Origin of the sequence: Rhodospirillum rubrum ATCC 11170, assembly GCF_000013085.1 — a bacterium.
Classification (GTDB): Bacteria; Pseudomonadota; Alphaproteobacteria; order Rhodospirillales; family Rhodospirillaceae; genus Rhodospirillum; species Rhodospirillum rubrum.
The window spans coordinates 3,526,468-3,542,076 of the sequence record NC_007643.1 but is presented as its reverse complement, the minus strand read 5'-3'; the positions used below and the strand labels follow the sequence as shown (position 1 = coordinate 3,542,076).

General features: G+C 65.7%; 14 protein-coding genes. 7 read left to right on the top strand and 7 right to left on the bottom strand.

Annotated elements, in window-relative coordinates; all coding sequences use genetic code 11:
* The first annotated feature begins 191 nt into the window (after positions 1–191).
* The 3 genes from lptG to RRU_RS15870 are packed head-to-tail and all read left to right on the top strand — an operon-like array spanning position 192 to position 3,558.
* Positions 192–1,292, top strand: a complete 1,101-nt coding sequence (lptG, locus tag RRU_RS15880; RefSeq protein ID WP_011390823.1) for an LPS export ABC transporter permease LptG — start codon at positions 192–194, stop codon at positions 1,290–1,292.
* An 8-nt stretch (positions 1,293–1,300) separates the two neighbouring features.
* Entirely contained in the window at positions 1,301–2,842 is a 1,542-nt protein-coding gene (locus RRU_RS15875; protein ID WP_011390822.1) for a glycosyltransferase family 39 protein, read from the top strand.
* Positions 2,839–3,558, top strand: coding sequence for a phosphatase PAP2 family protein (locus tag RRU_RS15870; RefSeq protein ID WP_011390821.1), 720 nt, complete (start codon positions 2,839–2,841; stop codon positions 3,556–3,558). The genes RRU_RS15875 and RRU_RS15870 overlap by 4 nt, the downstream gene beginning before the upstream one ends.
* Here the strand turns inward: RRU_RS15870 and RRU_RS15865 are convergent.
* Both RRU_RS15865 and RRU_RS15860 read right to left on the bottom strand, forming a co-directional pair.
* The gene (locus RRU_RS15865) at positions 3,518–5,839 is read right to left on the bottom strand and encodes a mechanosensitive ion channel domain-containing protein (protein ID WP_011390820.1); all 2,322 of its coding nucleotides are present in this window, start codon (positions 5,837–5,839) and stop codon (positions 3,518–3,520) included. The genes RRU_RS15870 and RRU_RS15865 overlap by 41 nt on opposite strands.
* A gap of 100 nt (positions 5,840–5,939) precedes the next feature.
* Positions 5,940–6,875 carry a DMT family transporter gene (locus RRU_RS15860; protein WP_011390819.1) on the bottom strand — a complete coding sequence of 312 codons (936 nt, stop codon included), beginning with the start codon at positions 6,873–6,875 and terminating at the stop codon, positions 5,940–5,942.
* Positions 6,876–7,008: 133 nt separating this feature from the next.
* Here RRU_RS15860 and RRU_RS15855 point away from each other — a divergent pair, with 133 nt between their 5' ends.
* The 3 genes from RRU_RS15855 (at position 7,009) to RRU_RS15845 (ending at position 8,365) form a co-directional block, all read left to right on the top strand.
* Positions 7,009–7,485: an Lrp/AsnC family transcriptional regulator gene (locus RRU_RS15855; protein ID WP_011390818.1), complete on the top strand. Its 477-nt coding sequence runs from the start codon at positions 7,009–7,011 to the stop codon at positions 7,483–7,485.
* A gap of 309 nt (positions 7,486–7,794) precedes the next feature.
* The gene (locus RRU_RS15850) at positions 7,795–8,073 is read left to right on the top strand and encodes a type II toxin-antitoxin system RelE/ParE family toxin (RefSeq protein ID WP_011390817.1); all 279 of its coding nucleotides are present in this window, start codon (positions 7,795–7,797) and stop codon (positions 8,071–8,073) included.
* Positions 8,045–8,365 (top strand): HigA family addiction module antitoxin, encoded by a 321-nt coding sequence (locus RRU_RS15845; RefSeq protein ID WP_014626507.1) that lies wholly within the window; start codon positions 8,045–8,047, stop codon positions 8,363–8,365. Before RRU_RS15850 ends, RRU_RS15845 begins: the two co-directional genes overlap by 29 nt.
* A 75-nt stretch (positions 8,366–8,440) precedes the next feature.
* Here RRU_RS15845 and RRU_RS15840 read toward each other — a convergent pair whose 3' ends face one another.
* The 5 genes from RRU_RS15840 to ccrA all read right to left on the bottom strand — a co-directional run bounded on the left by RRU_RS15840 (position 8,441) and on the right by ccrA (position 13,369).
* Positions 8,441–9,040, bottom strand: coding sequence for a TetR/AcrR family transcriptional regulator (locus RRU_RS15840; RefSeq protein WP_011390815.1), 600 nt, complete (start codon positions 9,038–9,040; stop codon positions 8,441–8,443).
* Positions 9,041–9,051: 11 nt separating this feature from the next.
* A complete protein-coding gene (locus tag RRU_RS15835) occupies positions 9,052–9,648 on the bottom strand; it encodes an NAD(P)H-dependent oxidoreductase (protein WP_011390814.1) in 597 nt (198 codons plus the stop codon).
* Between the two features lie 163 nt (positions 9,649–9,811).
* Positions 9,812–10,108: a helix-turn-helix domain-containing protein gene (locus RRU_RS15830; RefSeq protein WP_011390813.1), complete on the bottom strand. Its 297-nt coding sequence runs from the start codon at positions 10,106–10,108 to the stop codon at positions 9,812–9,814.
* A 188-nt stretch (positions 10,109–10,296) separates the two neighbouring features.
* A complete protein-coding gene (locus RRU_RS15825) occupies positions 10,297–11,988 on the bottom strand; it encodes an acyl-CoA dehydrogenase family protein (RefSeq protein ID WP_011390812.1) in 1,692 nt (563 codons plus the stop codon).
* A 97-nt stretch (positions 11,989–12,085) separates the two neighbouring features.
* Entirely contained in the window at positions 12,086–13,369 is a 1,284-nt protein-coding gene (ccrA, locus tag RRU_RS15820) for a crotonyl-CoA carboxylase/reductase (protein WP_011390811.1), read from the bottom strand.
* Positions 13,370–13,587: 218 nt separating this feature from the next.
* Here ccrA and RRU_RS15815 point away from each other — a divergent pair, with 218 nt between their 5' ends.
* The gene (locus RRU_RS15815; protein ID WP_011390810.1) at positions 13,588–15,603 is read left to right on the top strand and encodes a protein meaA; all 2,016 of its coding nucleotides are present in this window, start codon (positions 13,588–13,590) and stop codon (positions 15,601–15,603) included.
* The last annotated feature ends 6 nt before the right edge of the window (positions 15,604–15,609 follow it).

Below are 15,609 nucleotides of genomic sequence, written 5' to 3'. Positions count from 1 at the left end.
GACGGTCGCCTTGGCATATAGGGGCGCCGACGGGGGTTTGGCGAGGGTCAAGGACGCGGGTCGCGCGGGCCACGAATGAACAGGGCCCCTGGCCGATCCCCTTTCCTGGACCGGGGGATCACGCCGGACGGGGCCCGCCAAGGGCCGGCGTGGGCCCGTTTAGCCGCGCGCCGAACTGAACCTTGGGGCCGATGCGCATCTATCGAACGCTTACCACCTATATTGCCCGGACCTATCTGACGGCGCTGGTTGGAGCGACCCTTGTGGTTGGCGCCCTCTTGATGCTGTTTGACGTCATCGAGATCACCCGGCGCAGCGGATCGAAGGCCATCGGCATTGATGTGGTGCTGGAAATGGCCCTGTATCACCTGCCGATGAGTTTGCAATCGGCGTTGCCCTTCGTGTTCATGGGCGGGGCGGTGATGATCTTCTGGAAGCTGGCGCGCTCGAGCGAGCTGGTGGTGATCCGCGCCGCCGGCCTGTCGGTCTGGCAGTTCCTGGCGCCGGTGATCGCCGTGGTGGTGGTGCTGGGCATCGCCAATGTCACCCTGCTCAATCCGCTCGCCGCCCATCTTTATACCAAATACGAACGCATGGACGCCGGCATGGACAGCGGCGTCGCCAATCCGCTGGCTTTGTCCGACGGCGGGCTGTGGCTGCGCGAGAACAATCCCGAGGGTCAGGTGGTGATGCATGCCCAGGGGGTGCGTCAGGTCGACAACGCGCTGCGCATGACCGGGGTGACGATCTTCCGCTATGGTCCCGATCGGCGCTTCGAGTCGCGCATCGACGCCGAGACCGCCGGCCTGCGCGAGGGCGCCCTGGTGCTGACCTCGGTCGTCACCACCTATCCCGGCCGGGTCGGCGAGCGCGCCGAGACCCTGGAAGTGCCGAGCAATCTGACCCTGCCCAAGATCCAAGACAGTTTTTCGCCGCCCGAAACCGTGTCCTTCTGGGAATTGCCCGCCTTCATCACGTTTTTCGAAGCCGCCGGATTTTCCGCCCATGCCCATCGCCTGCACTGGCATTCGCTGATCGCCTCGCCCCTGCTGCTGATCGCCATGGTGCTGATGGGGGCGGTCTTCTCGCTCAAGCCCAGCCAACGCTCGGTCAACTGGCTGTTTCGCATCGTCGGCGCCGTGGCGGCGGGGTTTGGCGTGTTCTTCTTTTCCAAGATCACCTACACCCTGGGCCTGTCGCAGACCTTGCCGGTCAATCTGGCGGCCTGGAGCCCGGCCCTGGTGACGACGATGGTCGCCCTGGCCGCCTTGTTCCACTTGGAAGACGGCTGAGCCCGCCCATGGACGCTCCCTGGATCCAATGCGCCACGGGAACGGCCGATCGCGGCCGGGCGCTGTTGTATTCCCGCTGGGTCGGGCTGGCGGTGCTCTGCCTGCTGTGCCTCGTCCGCCTGTTGCTGAGCGCCGGCGGCACCATCCCCCCCCATCCCGACGAAGCGATGCTCTGGGCCGCCGGTCAGCCGTTGGGGGCCGTCCTGGGCGGCGACCACCCTTTGGTTTCGCTGATCCTGTCGGCCAGCGTCGAGCTTCTGGGCAATACGGTTTTCGCCCTGCGCGCCCCCGGGGTGATCGCCCTTGGCCTTGCCAGCATCGCCGTCTGGCGGCTGGCCGGGCTGCTCTATGACGCCCGGGTGGCTTTTTGGGCCGCCGTGGTCTTCGCCACCCTGCCGGTGGTCTCCTATGCCTCGGCCATCGCCGGAACGGCGGGGTTCCTGCCGCTGTTCTGGGCGGTGGCCCTGCATGGGCTGCTGCGCGGCCTGAAGAGCGATTCCCTGGTTTGGTGGCTTGTTTTGGGCACGGCCTTCGGGCTTGGCCTGTTGACCGACGGGGCGATGGCGCTTTTGGTGCCGTGCTTCCTGCTCTATGGCCTGCTGTCGCCCGAATACCATGCCCTGTGGCGGCGCCGGGGCCTGTGGCTGGCTTTGGGTCTGGGCTTGGCGATCGCCGCCCCCGCCTTTTGGGCCGGTCTTCTGCACGCCGATCTCACCCCCCAGCCGACGCCGGCGGCGGGCTTCGCCTTCCTGGTGGCCCAGGTCGCGGTTTTCGGGCCAATTCCGGCCACCGTGCTGGCCTGGGTGGCGCTGCATCCCGGCGGCGGGGCGATGATCGGCGGATACGGGCCCGGTGACGAGCGCCGCGCCGCCGACGAGCGGGCGCGGCGCGGCTATCGCATCCGGTTCTTTCTGTCGTTCAGCCTGCCGGTGGTGGCCCTGGCCACCCTCGCCGCGGCGATGGGCGGCGCCCTGCCGGCGGAGGCGGCGGCGGTGGCCTATGTCGGCGGCGCCATCCTGGTGGCCTCGTGGCTGCTGACGACGCCGTTGCGTCGCGGCCTGCTGCGGCTTTGCGTGGCGCTGCATATCCTGGGCGCCCTGCTGTTCTTCAATCTGGATGGCCTGCTGCGCGACAGCGGCCTGCGCCCGCCCGCGGGGCTTGACCCCTTCGCCGATCTGCGCGGCATGGACCGGGTGGCGGTTTGGGGCGGTGAACTGGCGGCGCGCTATCCCGGGGTGCCGATGATCTTCGATGACCCGGGCATTCTGGCCAGCCTGCGCTTCCAGAGCCATCCCCGCTCCACCGTCATGGTGCTGGCCAGCGCTCTGGGCGGAGCGGATGCCATCGGTTTGGGACCGGCGCCCAACGGCATTCTGGTGATCACCCGCGCCCCGACCGGGCCCGATACGCCCACTCCCGATACGCCCGCCGCCGATACTTCCAATGACGAGGGCGGGCGCGATGCCGGCTTCGTTGATATCGAAGCCGTTCCCGGGCGGTGGATATCGCTGCGCGCGCGCTTTCTGCCGCCCGCCGGAGAGCAACCATGAACGCGCCGCTTGACCGGGTAAGGGACCGGCTGGGGCGCGTCGGAACGGCGGTGGTTGGGGCGGCCGCCCGCCACCCGGCGGCTTGGCTGCTCGCCCTAGTGCTGGGGTTCGTGGCCTTTCCCGGGATCGATCTGGGCTTTTCCGGGCTGTTTTATGACGGGGGGCGCGGCTTCTTTCCGGCGCGCGGTCCGTTCTGGGGCTTCATGGTCAAAGCGACGCCCTGGCTTGTCTATGGGTCTTTGATCTATCTGACCCTGGTCTGGCTGGGCGGGCGGCTGGTCGGTCTGGCCTTTAGCGGTCTTGATGGCCGTCGCCTTGGCTTCCTTTACGCTTCGCTGCTGTTCGGCCCGGCGCTGCTGGTCAACCTGATCTTCAAGGAAAATTGGGGACGGGCGCGGCCCAGCCAGATCCTTGAATTCGGTGGTCAGGCCCATTTTACTCCGGCCTGGATGATGGCCGACCAATGTCTGTCGAACTGCTCGTTCACCTCGGGTCACGCCTCGCTTGGCTATTGGACGACGGCGCTGGCCCTGCTGGTGCCGCCGCCCGGCCGGGTGTGGGCGATGACCGCCGCCCTGGCCTTCGGCAGCGCGGTTGGTCTGTCGCGCATCGCCGTCGGCGGCCATTTCCTGTCGGACACGGTGTTTTCCGGGGTCTTCGTCATCGCCATCAATCTCATTGCCTATCGCTGGATTGTCGAGCGTCGGCCGGCCTGAGTTTGTCGAGCGAGATCCCGTCGTCCTGGCGGTCGCCGCCGGGGCCACCCTCGATCCTCAGGTGAACGGGCGGTGCGGCGCCCTGACGGTCGGTGCCGAAATAAACGGTGGTATGGGGGAACGGGATCTCGATGCCGGCGGCATCGAAGGCCTGTTTCATCATGCGGTTGAATTCGCGGCCGACGAACCACTGTTTGATCGGCCGCGTCTTGATCCGCGCCTTGATGTTGACCGACGAGGCGCCGAAGCTGTCGACGCCCAGAATTTCCAGCGGCGCGAGGATCTCGGCGGCATACTCGGGCTTGGCCCGCAAGGCTTCGTCGACCTTGGTCAGCAGGGCGCAGACGGCATCGGTGTCCTCGCGATAGGCTACGCCGATGGTCATCACGTAGAAGCTGAAATCCTTGGTCAGATTGGTCACGGTGTCGACGCTGCTGAAGGGAATGGTATGGACGCTGCCGCTTTCGTCGCGCAGGCGCAGCGAGCGGATCGACAGCCGTTCCACCACGCCGCTATGTCCGGCGACCTGAACCACGTCGCCCACGGAAATGGCGTCGTCGATCAGGCAGAAGGCGCCGGTGATGACATCTTGCACCAGCTTCTGGGCACCGAAGCTGATGGCGAGGCCGAGCACGCCGGCACCGGCCAGCAGCGGCCCGATGTTCATGCCCAGTTCCGACAGCACGATCAGCGTCACCACCACCACCAGGAAAATCATGATCACCGTGCGGGCGAGGGGGATCAGCGTACGCACGCGCTGGCTGCGCTGGATGGTCTGACCATGGGCGTCGATGTTGCTCAGGTAGCGTTCGGTGGCGTTGATCACCACCTCCCAGGCGACCAGTCCGGCGAGCAGGATGAAGCCGATCGAGCTGACGGCGCCGATCAGCCGCGCCCCCGGGCCGGTGACCCAGGCGATGCTGTTGGCGCCCCAGGCCTGGAGCACCAGAACCAGGGCGACCAGGGTGATGATCCCTTTCACCACCGTCTTCAGGCCGGAAAGATAGCGGTTGGCCCGCAGAGTGAGGCCGGGATGGCGCTTCTGGAGATCTTCCGAGATCGCGAACAACCGCTCAAGCAGGTTTGCCGATAGCCGCATCGCCAGTCCGGCTCCGGCTATGGCGAGCAGGGTCTCAACGGTGGCCAGGGTGGCGAAACGGAAGCCGCCGGGGATATCAAGGAACCAAGTCAGGAACAGCGCGCAGACATAGACCAGGGCCAGCACGTGCCAGACCTCGGCCAAGCGCCCCAGGGCCTTGGCGGTGCGGCTGCCCTTGCCCAGGCCGAGGATGCGCAGGCGGATCGTCGAGGCGACGGTTTTGCGGCTTTGCAAGATCAGCACGACGGCCAGACCCAGCATGACTAGGCCGAACAGCTTGGCGGTCAATTCGCGGGTGCCGACCGGCAGGCCGAGAACCTCCAGCGTTCCGACGACAAAAACCCCCAGCGCGGCGAGATTGGTCATCCGCCGGATCCAGATATACAGATAGGCGCCGCTTTCCGGGGTGAAGCGGACCAGGGCCAGGGCCGGAGTCGGCGGGGTCAGCACGATCGCCGCCGTGTGATGAACAAGGCGGGCGGCGACAAAGGTATTGATGGCGAGGCCAGCGACCAGACGCACCGGCAGCGTCGCCTCGATCAGCGGCAGCGCCAGATTGACGCCGATGGCCAGGGCGGCGACCGGCAGCATGGTCAACAGCAGCCGCAGCGGAATCAGCAGCCAGCGCCCGACCGGTGGCAAGCCTTCCGCCGCCAGATCGATCCGGCGTTTCGGCCGCTCGATCAGCATATGGATCAGCCAGCCCGTGGCGATACCGGCGCCGAGCGCCAGGGTGGCTTGCCACAGGAAGGTCAGCCACGCGGCTTTTTGCCCGCTGGCCGTTTGTTGGCCAAGCCACGCCCGGATCTGCGGAACGCTCTCGAAAACCCGCAGGCCCGAAAGCAGCGAGGTCCAGGTCGCGGTCAGGTGGTTGGCGACATCGGAGATAACCGTGGGATCGGCGGGCGCGGCGGCCGGCGTGTCTCCGGCCCCGGCGGTCGCCGGATCGGCCGAGCGGCGCAGGGCGTCAAGCAGGGCGGCGCGGGCCTGGGGATTATCAAGCACCCGCCCCAGGGTTTCCACATCCTCGGCCGCCAGGGCCGGCGGCGGAGCGGCTTCGGAGGTCGGGGCCGAGGACAGGGAGGGGAAGGCGGCCGGCTGCGCGGAAGCCGGATCGGCGATGAGCAGGAAAAAGCCAAGAACAGGCCAAAGCGGGCCGGAGCGGGGATAAGGGGGGGGCATGGGCGGGCTTCCTGGGTCGGGGCGGCGAACAGGCTACCCCGGGGCAACACCCGTCCCGGCGAAAGGGTTGCATCGCGGTACGGTCGCCGACGCCCCCGGCTCAGGCCTTTGGCCGCGCCCTTGCGGCCAAAGGCGGGCCGATGCCGGTGGCGAGCAGCACGCCCAGACCGGTGATCGTCCCCCCCGCCAGATCGCTTGGCGTCGGCGCTTCGCCCAAGAACGCCCAGCCGCCCAGGATGGCCAGAACCGGCACCAGGGCGCTGAAGGCGGCGGCCGGCGTCGCCCCCAGGCGGCGGACGGCCACGCCGTAACAGAGGATGGCGATAAAACCGGAAAGTACCCCCTGGATCAGCGTTTGCGTCAGGAGATCGACCAAGGGCAGGTGAAGCAGGGCGGTGCCGGCGACGGCGGCCAGCCCCAGGTGCAGGGCCAGCGACCACACGGCGACCAGCCCGGCCGCCTGGGGGGCGCTGAGACCGCTGCGGCGGAAGGCATGGGTATAGGCCGCCCATAACGCCCCCGCGCCCAGCAACACTCCCTCGCCCAAGCCCCCGTTCCCCCCGGCGACGACGGGAAAGGCCAGAACCAGGGCGCCCAGGCCGATCAGGACAAGACCGCCCAGGCGCAGGCGGCCCGGTCGCTCGCCCATCAGGGTGATGCCGATCAGCCCGGCCCAGAGCGGCATGGTGCCGGGCATCAGCGCCCCGGCATGGCCGGCCGGGGCAAGGCTCATGCCCATGGCGCCGAGCAGCAGGAAGGGCGCCCCCGATCCGATCACCATCACGGCCAGCAGGCCGGCGGGAAGGCGCCGGGGCAGGGGGCCCAGCCGTCCCCAGGCCGGAAGCAGCAGCAGGGCCGGCACGCCGTAGCGCAGCAGGCCGATGTCGATCGGGCCCAGGTTGGTGCTGACCGAATGGCGGGTGGCGACGATCCAGCCGGCCCAGATCAACACGGTGAGAAGGGCGGCGCCGATGCCGATCAGCCGGGTGGCGGCGGACGACGAAGGGGAGGGCGGCGGGGGCGGCGGGGTGGACATGACCGGTCTCCGGAAGCGGCGTTTGCAGATCCAGGATGCCCGGAGAGGCCGGGGCATGTCCTTGCGAAGATCCTCCCGCCCTTCGGCGTTTTGGCAAGAAATGCTACGATGATCGCGGTCAAAGGAGCCGATTATGCCAAAAAGTGATCTTGATGCGACGGATAGGCGCATTCTGGCCGCCCTGCAGCGGGACGGCCGCCTGAGCAATGTCGAGCTTGCCCAAGACGTCGCCCTGTCGCCCTCGCCCTGCCTGCGCCGGGTTCGCCGCCTGGAGGACGAGGGCGTGATCCGGGGCTACCGGGCCGATCTTGATCGGCTGAAGGTCGGGCTGGGGTTAACGGTTTATATGGAACTGAAGGTCGGGCTGCATTCCCGGGCCAATGCCGAGGGACTGGCCGCGGCGCTGGCGGCCATGCCCGAGGTGGTATCCTGCGCCATGGTCTCGGGGGATGCGGATTTCGTCGCCGAGGTGGTGGTGCCCGATCTGGAACGCTATGAACGCTTCTTGACCGAGCATATCCAGACCCTGCCGATGATCGCCTCGATCCGCTCCAACTTCGCCCTGCGCACCCTGAAATCCGCCGGCCCCTTGCCTTTGCCCGCAGCGTGATCGGGCGGGGCGGATCGGCTTCACCTTCCCCGAGGGAGAGGCCGATGACGCCCTATTTTGGCACATTGGCCCGGCTGTGGCTGAACCTCCAGGCGGTTTAAGACCTTGCGATCACCCAAGCCAAAGAAGGGGCTCCTAATCTTTCCTCAGTTTGGGAATCCCCGCACGTGAGTCAGAGTCGGTGCCGCTTGGTCTTAAGGGTGAGATTGGATGGGGGAGAGAGTCTGCTATCGGGTCTGAAAGACTAGTTTTCTGAGGTCGTCAGCCTATCTGATTTACAGATAGCCAATGTCAGGTTACGTTTGGAGGATGATAAAAACCGCAGCCGACAAGCGCACGGCCAAGTTCCTTACCGGACAGCGGGTATCGGACTTCCAGGCTTTCGAGCGCCAAGCACAGCGACGGGTGGCCATCCTTAATGAAGCCACCTGTATCGAAGACCTGATGAAACTCCCGTCCAACCGCTTCGAGGCGCTAAGCGGGGGGCGCGACGGCCAGTTCAGCATCCGCATCAACGACCAATGGCGGATTTGCTTCACCTTCCACGAGGGAGATGCCTATGACGCCGAAATCGTCGATTATCATTGAGGCCGTGGCGCTGCCGCCCCTGCATCCGGGTGAATTTCTGGCCGATGAACTAACCGAGATCGGCGTATCGGTATCGGCGCTGGCGCGCGCCCTTGATGTACCCCAGAGCCGCATGGCCGATATCGTCGCCGGCAAGCGATCGGTTACCGCCGACACGGCTCTGCGCCTTGCCGCCTATTTCGGCACATCGGCCCGGCTGTGGCTGAACCTCCAGGCGGCTTACGACCTTGCGATCACCCAAGCCAAAGAAGGCGCCCATATCGCCTCCGTCGTCCGTCCCCGGGCGGCCTGATGGACGGCCGGTCCGCTGGCGGCTACGCTTGTGAACCCATCGGCTCCGTCTCCCTTGCCTGTGGGCGGGGGTGGCTTATCTGCCGGGGTCGACCATCGCCAGGATAAGCCGCTTCAGTTCGCTTTGAGCCTGTTGCTTGGTGAGGTCGCCCCGGGCGGCGGCTTCTGAAAGGGACTCGGCTGCTCCCAGCATCGCCCAGAGACCGGCCGCTGAAAGACCCTGTGCGCCGCCAAAGGGCGCAAGCGTCGCCGCGCATTTGTCGATGAAGGCTTTCTGATAGTCCCGCTTTATCGCGGCCAATTCGGGCGACCCGCTCAGCGTGGCCAGCACGGCCTGAATTTCCCGCCCCTGCGTCAGGACACAGTCGACATAGCTTGAGGCGATGACCTCGGCCTTGTCTTGCGCTGTCGGACGGCTGGTGGCGAGGGCCGAGTCGAACAGGTCCGTCTGGCGTTTGTCATAGTCCTGATAGAGGGCGGCCAGCAGCCCGTTGCGGGTGCCGAAGTGGTCATAGACCACCGGCTTGCTGACACCCGCCGCTTCGGCCAGCCGCCCCAAGGTCAAAGCGTCCGTCCCCTCCTCGCCGATCAGCCGCCACGCCACATCGAGAAGCTGCCGGGTGCGGTCTGCCCGGGACAGGCGAAGGCGGGGTGTCGTATCGGAAGAAGGGGACATGGGGCCTTGTTTCACGAGCGGGAGGAAAAGATCCTGCTCCCGATGACCTCCGCGGCGTCCAGATGGGCGCGGGGGAAACCGGGATCAGAGGCAAGCATCAAGTCCGATGTTACGACGCGCGGGCCGCAATAGCCGAATATACCGTGGTCGATCTGAGTTTTCATCGCGTCAACATAGCCATGCCGGGCGATTGTCCGCTGATCGGCGCCACCGATGGCGATCAAATGCACCTCCAGGCGCCGCAGCTTCTTTATGACCTTGCCACCCTCCTCCTCCTCATAGGCCCATCCATTGGTGAACACCCGGTCGATCCACCCCTTGAGCAGGGCGGGGAAGGACCACCAATAGAGGGGATAAACCAGCACCAGCGCGTCGGCGCGGTCCAGGCGGGCGTGCTCGGCGGCGATGTCGACCGGGGAATCGGCCCGCTTGTGGAAGAAGGCAAGGTCTGCCTCGGTGAAGCGGGGATCGAAGCCTTCCGCCGCCAAATCGGCGAGTTCGACGGAATGTCCGGCGGCGGCGGCGGTGAGCCCTTGCGCAACCTGCTGGGCGACGGCGTGGGTGAGGGACGTCTGGTCGGGATGGGCAACGACGATAAGGGCATGCATGGCGGGTCTCTCCAGAAGACGGTTTCCTACCTTTAGTAACCTACTTATGGTAGGAACTCCAGGGGAGAGAATCGAGGGGCGTTCGATCCCGGAAGGGGCAAAGCGAGGGCCTGGGCGGTCGACCCTTCCCAAGGCCCATGAAAATATTGGCGATTCTATAGGATCAGACGGCGCCCAAAGCGTTCTGGACGGCATCGGGCGCACGGTCAATGACCAGAAGATAGGCGCGGCTCGGGCCTTCCGGCTGGCGTTTGCCCTGTTCCCAATGGCGTAGGGTGTTGACGCTGAAGCCAAAACGACCGGCGAACTGTTCTTGGGTCATGCCCAGCTTGGCGCGGATCGCCCGCACGTCGATGGGGGCGGGGATGTGGACGGCGTACCCGCTGCCATCGGTCTCGCCCTTGGCGTAGATCAGGGACTCTTCCAGACCTCGACGGATGCTGTCGGCAAGGGGGCTCATCGCGGTTTTCTCCCATGGCTGTGAGCCTGAAAATCGGTCGGCCGCCGGCAATCCCATCGGTCTTGCCGAGCAAATAAGACTCCTGCCGCACCCGCCTAAGCCCGGCGCGCAAAAAAAAGGCCGGGGAGGATCTCCCCGGCCCCAAGGCGGGTCGCGTTGGGGAACGCGATGCTCTGTGATCGCCCCGCTCAGCGGCTCAAAAGCCCCCTGGCGATCACATGGGCCTGGATCTCGGCGGCGCCCTCGAAGATGTTGAGGATGCGGGCGTCGCACAGAATGCGGCTGATCGGATATTCCTCGGCATAGCCATTGCCGCCATGCACCTGCAGGGCGTTGTCGGCATTCGACCAGGCGACGCGGGCGGCCAGCAGCTTGGCCATGCCCGCTTCGATATCGCAGCGCCGGCCGCTGTCCTTTTCGCGGCCCGCCCGATAGGTCAATTGGCGGGCGACCATGGTTTCCACCGCCATCCAGGCCAGCTTGCCGTGAACGCGCGGGAAGGCGTAGAGCGGTTTGCCGAACTGCACGCGGTCCTGGGCGTAGCGCAGCCCGACCTCCATGGCGTTCTGGGCGACGCCGACGGCGCGGGCCGCCGTTTGGATGCGGGCGCTTTCAAAGGTCGCCATCAGCTGCTTGAAGCCCTGGCCCTCCTCGCTGCCCAGCAGATTGGCCGCGGGAACCTCGAAGCCATCGAAGCTCAGCTCGTATTCCTTCATGCCGCGATAGCCGAGAACCTTGATCTCGCCGCCGGCCATGCCCTTGGCCGGGAAGGGATCTTCATCGCTGCCGCGCGGCTTTTCCGCCAACAGCATCGACAACCCCTTATAGCCGCCCTCCTGGGGATTGGTCCGCACCAGCAAGGTCATCAGGTCCGAGCGCGCGGCATGGGTGATCCAGGTCTTGGCCCCGGTGACGCGATAGGTATCGCCGTCGCGTTCGGCCCGGCTGCGCAGCGAGGCGAGGTCCGAGCCCGTATTGGGTTCGGTGAAAACGGCGGTGGGCAGGATCTCGCCGCTGGCCAACCGGGGCAGCCACTGGCGTTTTTGCTCCTCGGTGCCGCCCAGGCTGATCAGTTCGGCGGCGATTTCCGAGCGCGTGCCCAGCGAGCCGACGCCGATATAGGCGCGCGACAACTCCTCGGTCACCACGCACATCGCCGTCTTGCCCATACCCAAGCCGCCGTACTCCTCGGCCACCGTCAGGCCGAAGACGCCCATCTCGGCCATCTGGGCGATGACGTCGAGCGGGATCAGGGTGTCGCTCAGGTGCCATTCGTGGCAATGGGGCACGACCTTGTCTTCGGCGAAGCGGCGGAACTGCTCGCGCACCAGGGTCAGGGTCTCGTCTTCCAGGCCGGGGTCGCCGAAATGGCCATCGGCGATCAGGGCGGCGATGCGCGCCTTGACCGGGGCGCTGAAGCCATGCTCGCGCAGCAAGGTGGTATAGGGGGTTTGCAGCAGACCGCGCTCGCGCACCTCGATGCCGAAATCGGCGAGGCGGGCGAATTCCCCCTGGCTCATCGGCAGGCCGCCGAAGATCTGGTGGAGGTATTCGGAATAGGCGCCCTGAAGGATCAGGCTTTCCAACTCGCCCAATCCGCCCTTGGCCTCCAGCCGGTGGGCCCAGTCCAGCAAGGCGCCGAGCGCCTCGACATAGGTGGCGAACCACGCCAGCCCATGGGCGGCGTGTTGGTGGATCTCCAGCAGACCGCCGTCGATCTTGTCCTCCACCGAGACCAGCGCCGCCACATTGCTGCGGATCTGGGTCAAGGCCTGGGCGGCGGTGTTATAGGCGCGGTCGCAGGTATACAGCAGGTCGGGCAGAATCAGGCTTCGCTGGGAAGCCTCGGCCTTGGCCGCTGCCTTGGGCAGTGCGTTCATCGGACTCATTCCCTCGTCTGGGCCCTTGCGCGGGGCGGGGAGGAAGCGGGAGGGCGGATCATGATCGGCAGGGGGGGGAACGCCCCCCTGGCCGGCTTCACCCTTCCTCTCGGCAATCCTCCAAGGTGCGGCGGCCCGGGCGATGGGCCTGGACCAGCACCGCCATATTCCCCGGCTTATGCTGATTCTTCCACATCTTGGTGTGGGCCTTGGGAATATCGTCCCAGGAAAACACTTCGCTCATGCACGGATCGATCCGCCGCTCGATGACCAACTGGTTGGCTTGCGAGGCCTGGAGCAGATTGGCGAAGTGGCTGCCCTGAATGCGCTTCTGGCGCATCCACACAAAGCGGGCGTCGAAGGTCAGGTTGAAGCCGGTGGTGCCGGCGCAAAACACCACCATGCCACCGCGCTTGACCACATTGCACGAGACCGGGAAGGTCTGCTCGCCCGGATGTTCGAACACGAAATCAACGTCGTTGCCCTTGCCGGTGATGTCCCAGATCGCCTTGCCGAACTTGCGCACCTCTTTCATATAGGCGTCGAAGCCCTCGCCATTGACCGTGGGCAATTGGCCCCAGCAATTGAAATCCTTGCGGTTGATCACGCCCTTGGCGCCCAGGCTCATGACGAAATCGCGCTTGGTCTCATCGGAGATGACGCCGATGGCATTGGCGCCCGCCGTGGCGCACAGCTGGATCGCCATCGATCCCAGGCCGCCCGAGGCGCCCCAGATCAGCACGTTGTGACCCGGGCGCAGCACATGGGGGCGGTGGCCGAACAGCATGCGATAGGCGGTGGCCAGAACCAGCACGTAGCTGGCACTTTCCTCCCAGGTCAGATGGCGCGGACGGGCCATCACCTGCTGGGACTGCACGCGGGTGAACTGGGCGAAGGAGCCATCGGGGGTCTCATAGCCCCAGATGCGCTGGGTCGGCGAGAACATCGGATCGCCACCATTGCATTCCTCGTCGTCGCCGTCGGTCTGATTGCAGTGGACGACCACCTCGTCGCCGACCTTCCAGCGCTTGACCTTGGCGCCGACGGCCCAGACGATGCCCGCCGCATCCGAACCGGCGATGTGATAAGCGGCCTTATGCGAGTCGAAAACGCTGATCGGCTGGCCCAATCCGGCCCAGATCCCGTTGTAGTTGACGCCGGCCGCCATCACCATCACCAAGACGTCGTGGCTGTCAAGAGTTGGCGTTTCAACGACTTCAACCTGGAAAGACTTCTCGGGTTCGCCATGGCGATCCCGGCGGATGACCCAGGCGTACATAGACTTGGGAACGTGGCCGAGCGGCGGAATTTCACCGAGTTCGTAAAGATCCTTCCGGCCAGTGCCGGGATTGAGTTCTATGACTTCCGCCGACGTGGTCATGGTCTATCCTCCGCGTTGAAACCTCTAGGCCGCTTTCGAGTTCTTTTGTCTCGTATCGGCCTTGCCCTGAAGACTCAGATAGCGAATAGCCTCTTTCACTGCAATGCACAAAATGATAAATAGTTTCGTATGAACTAGGTGATGAACAACATAGTTGCGCGGAATCCCCGTTTTTGTCCGAATTTTCCGGGAAACTCCGCCTCTTCAGGGAGATCGACATGTCTGGTGATGCCGCCTCCACGCCCAAGCCCAAGCTGCAAACTCGGGATAAGCCCTGGCTTTTCCGAACCTATTCGGGGCATTCCTCGGCCCGGGCGTCGAACGCCCTCTATCGAACGAATCTTGCGCGGGGTCAGACCGGGCTGTCCGTCGCCTTCGATCTTCCGACTCAGACCGGCTATGACAGCGACCATGTTCTGGCGCGCGGCGAGGTCGGCAAGGTCGGCGTGCCGATCAGCCATCTGGGCGACATGCAAACCCTGTTCGAGGGGATTCCCCTTGAAAAGATGAACACCTCGATGACGATCAACGCTCCGGCGCCGTGGCTGCTGGCGCTTTATGTCGCCACCGCCGAGCGCCAGGGCGCCGATCGCGCCGCCCTTCAGGGCACGGTGCAGAACGATCTGATCAAGGAATACCTGAGCCGGGGCACTTATATCTTCCCGCCCGAGCCCTCGCTGCGGCTGATCGGCGATGTCATCGCCTTCACCTATCGCGAGATTCCCAAATGGAATCCGACCAACGTCTGCTCCTATCACCTACAGGAAGCCGGGGCGACGCCCGAGCAGGAGCTGGCCTTCGCCCTGGCCACGGCGATCGCCGTGCTTGATACGGTGAAGGCCGGCGGTCAGGTACCCGAAGCCGATTTCCCCGAGGTGGTCGGGCGCATCAGCTTTTTCGTCAACGCCGGCATCCGCTTCATCACCGAGATGTGCAAGATGCGGGCGTTCTGCGACCTGTGGGATGAAATCTGCCTGACGCGCTATGGCGTCACCGACGAGAAGTTCCGCCGCTTCCGCTATGGGGTGCAGGTCAATTCCCTGGGGTTGACCGAACAGCAGCCCGAAAACAACGTCTATCGCATCTTGCTTGAGATGCTGGCGGTGGTCTTGTCAAAGAACGCCCGGGCGCGCGCCGTGCAGCTTCCCGCCTGGAACGAGGCGCTGGGCCTGCCCCGGCCCTGGGATCAGCAATGGTCGCTGCGCCTTCAGCAGATCGTCGCCTTCGAGACCGATCTGCTCGATTACGGCGATATCTTCGACGGCTCGCGCGAAATCGCCGCCAAGGTTGAAGAGCTTAAAACCGCCGCCCGCGACGAATTGGCGCGCATCGCCGCCATGGGCGGGGCCGAGGCGGCGGTTGAAGCCGGCTACATGAAGCAGAAGCTGGTCGAGAGCAACAGCCGGCGCATCGGCGGCATCGAAAGCGGCGAGCAGATCGTCGTCGGCGTCAATAAATACACCGAAGGCGCCGATAGCCCGCTGGTCGGCGGCGACGGGGCGATCATGACCGTCGATCCCGCCGTCGAGGCCGAGCAGATCGCCGCCCTTACGGCCTGGAAGGCGGCGCGCGACGCCAAGGACGTGGGGGCGGCCCTGGATGGTTTACGCCGGGCGGCGGCGGAAGGCACCAATATCATGGAGCCGACCATCGCCTGCGCCCATGCCGGGGTGACCACCGGCGAATGGTCGCAGACCCTGCGCGAGGTGTTTGGCGAATACCGGGCGCCGACCGGAGTCGGGCGGGCGGCGGCCCAGCCCGAAGCCGGCGGCCGGCTGGCCGAGGTGCGCCTTCGGGTGGATGATCTGTCGACCCGGCTGGGGCGGCGGCTGAAGATCCTGGTCGGCAAGCCCGGGCTGGATGGCCATTCCAACGGCGCCGAGCAGATCGCCGTGCGGGCGCGGGATTCGGGGATGGAGGTGGTCTATGAGGGCATCCGCCTGACCCCGGCGCAGATCGTCAATGCCGCCCTTGAGGAAAGCGTTCACGTCGTTGGGCTGTCGATCCTGTCGGGGTCGCATGTGCCGCTGGTCAGCGATGTGCTTGACCGCATGCGGGCCGAGGGGCTGGCCGATATTCCGGTGATCGTCGGCGGCATCATTCCGCCCGAGGACGAAAAGATCCTGCTGGCCGCCGGCGTCGCCCGCGTCTACACGCCCAAGGATTACGATATCACCGCGATCATGGCCGATATCGTCGGCATCGTCGATCTGACCACCCGTCAGGCGGCGTAAGTCTTC

What these genes read in the sequence shown, in the direction of transcription:
- RRU_RS15865 (WP_011390820.1), bottom strand. Translation starts at nt 5,839, where the DNA reads ATGCCCCCCCCTTATCCCCGCTCCGGCCCGCTTTGGCCTGTTCTTGGC.
- RRU_RS15835 (WP_011390814.1), bottom strand. Translation starts at nt 9,648, where the DNA reads ATGCATGCCCTTATCGTCGTTGCCCATCCCGACCAGACGTCCCTCACC.
- RRU_RS15815 (WP_011390810.1), top strand. Translation starts at nt 13,588, where the DNA reads ATGTCTGGTGATGCCGCCTCCACGCCCAAGCCCAAGCTGCAAACTCGG.
- RRU_RS15875 (WP_011390822.1), top strand. Translation starts at nt 1,301, where the DNA reads ATGGACGCTCCCTGGATCCAATGCGCCACGGGAACGGCCGATCGCGGC.
- RRU_RS15830 (WP_011390813.1), bottom strand. Translation starts at nt 10,108, where the DNA reads ATGAGCCCCCTTGCCGACAGCATCCGTCGAGGTCTGGAAGAGTCCCTG.
- lptG (WP_011390823.1), top strand. Translation starts at nt 192, where the DNA reads ATGCGCATCTATCGAACGCTTACCACCTATATTGCCCGGACCTATCTG.
- ccrA (WP_011390811.1), bottom strand. Translation starts at nt 13,369, where the DNA reads ATGACCACGTCGGCGGAAGTCATAGAACTCAATCCCGGCACTGGCCGG.
- RRU_RS15840 (WP_011390815.1), bottom strand. Translation starts at nt 9,040, where the DNA reads ATGTCCCCTTCTTCCGATACGACACCCCGCCTTCGCCTGTCCCGGGCA.
- RRU_RS15850 (WP_011390817.1), top strand. Translation starts at nt 7,795, where the DNA reads ATGATAAAAACCGCAGCCGACAAGCGCACGGCCAAGTTCCTTACCGGA.
- RRU_RS15845 (WP_014626507.1), top strand. Translation starts at nt 8,045, where the DNA reads ATGACGCCGAAATCGTCGATTATCATTGAGGCCGTGGCGCTGCCGCCC.
- RRU_RS15855 (WP_011390818.1), top strand. Translation starts at nt 7,009, where the DNA reads ATGCCAAAAAGTGATCTTGATGCGACGGATAGGCGCATTCTGGCCGCC.
- RRU_RS15860 (WP_011390819.1), bottom strand. Translation starts at nt 6,875, where the DNA reads ATGTCCACCCCGCCGCCCCCGCCGCCCTCCCCTTCGTCGTCCGCCGCC.
- RRU_RS15825 (WP_011390812.1), bottom strand. Translation starts at nt 11,988, where the DNA reads ATGAACGCACTGCCCAAGGCAGCGGCCAAGGCCGAGGCTTCCCAGCGA.
- RRU_RS15870 (WP_011390821.1), top strand. Translation starts at nt 2,839, where the DNA reads ATGAACGCGCCGCTTGACCGGGTAAGGGACCGGCTGGGGCGCGTCGGA.